The sequence below is a fragment of the Arhodomonas sp. KWT genome, from assembly GCF_010993615.1.
The window spans coordinates 1-1,024 of record NZ_WNXE01000584.1; the positions used below are offsets into that span (position 1 = coordinate 1).

2 protein-coding genes are annotated in these 1,024 nt (G+C 70.2%); both read right to left on the bottom strand.

Annotation, left to right across the window (positions count from 1 at the left end):
• Positions 1-140: 140 nt before the first annotated feature.
• A complete protein-coding gene (ftsB, locus tag G7A99_RS20895; protein WP_018718347.1) occupies positions 141-431 on the bottom strand; it encodes a cell division protein FtsB in 291 nt (96 codons plus the stop codon).
• Positions 432-433: 2 nt separating this feature from the next.
• A partial coding sequence (locus tag G7A99_RS20900) for an enolase C-terminal domain-like protein (protein WP_305792347.1) occupies positions 434-1,024 on the bottom strand: 591 nt, incomplete at its 5' end.

Here is a 1,024-nt window from a genome sequence, read left to right on the forward strand (position 1 = left end):
GCCCACAGGGGTCGAGCCCGATACGTCACCGGCATCCCCCGACGGGAGCCCGGGCCGGCGAGTGCGCCGCCGCCGGACGGCCCGTGCCGGCGGGGCCGCGGCGTGGAGTCATTCCGGGACGATTCGGCGGGTTAGGCGGGTTACCGTCGGTCACGCCCGCCGGTCACCTGGAAGAAGGTCTCGCCCTCGCCGACCATGCCGAGCTCGCGTCGGGCCCGCTCCCCGACCGCATCGAGCCCGTCCTTGAGGTCGGCGACGTCCGCCTCGAGGGCGCGGTTGCGCTCCGCGAGGCGTTCGTTCTCGGCGCGCTGCTCCGCCACCCGGTCACGCAGGTGCATCACCTCCGTAACGCCGCCATCGCCGAACCACAGGCGAAACTGCAGTCCGGCGACCAGCGCAAGGAGCAAGGCGAGCAGCACGCCCCGGACCATCGTCAGCCCAGCCCGGGCAGGTTCGGGAAGGCGTCACGCCCGGCATAGCGCGCACGGTCCCCCAGCTCCTCCTCGATGCGCAGGAGCTGGTTGTACTTCGCCACCCGGTCGGAACGGCACAGCGAGCCGGTCTTGATCTGGGTGGCCGTGCTGGCCACGGCGAGATCGGCGATGGTGGTGTCCTCCGTCTCCCCCGAGCGATGGGATACCACTGCTGTATAGCCCGCATCCGCCGCCATGTCGATGGCGTCGAGGGTCTCGGTGAGGGTGCCGATCTGGTTGAACTTGATCAGGATGGAGTTGGCCACGCCCCGGTCGATGCCCTCGCGCAGGATGCGCGTGTTGGTCACGAAGAGGTCGTCGCCCACGAGCTGGACCCGGTCTCCGACACGCTCGGTGAGCCGCTGCCAGCCCTCCCAGTCGTCCTCGGACATGCCGTCCTCGATGGACACGATCGGGTACTTCTCGACCCAGCCGGCCAGGACCTCGGCGAACTCCTCGCCGGAGAAGCTGCGGCCCTCCGATTCCAGGCGGTAGACGCCGTCCTCGCAGAACTCCGAGCTCGCCGCGTCGAGGGCGATCCAGACCTGCTC

What these genes read in the sequence shown, in the direction of transcription:
- ftsB (WP_018718347.1), bottom strand. Translation starts at nt 431, where the DNA reads ATGGTCCGGGGCGTGCTGCTCGCCTTGCTCCTTGCGCTGGTCGCCGGA.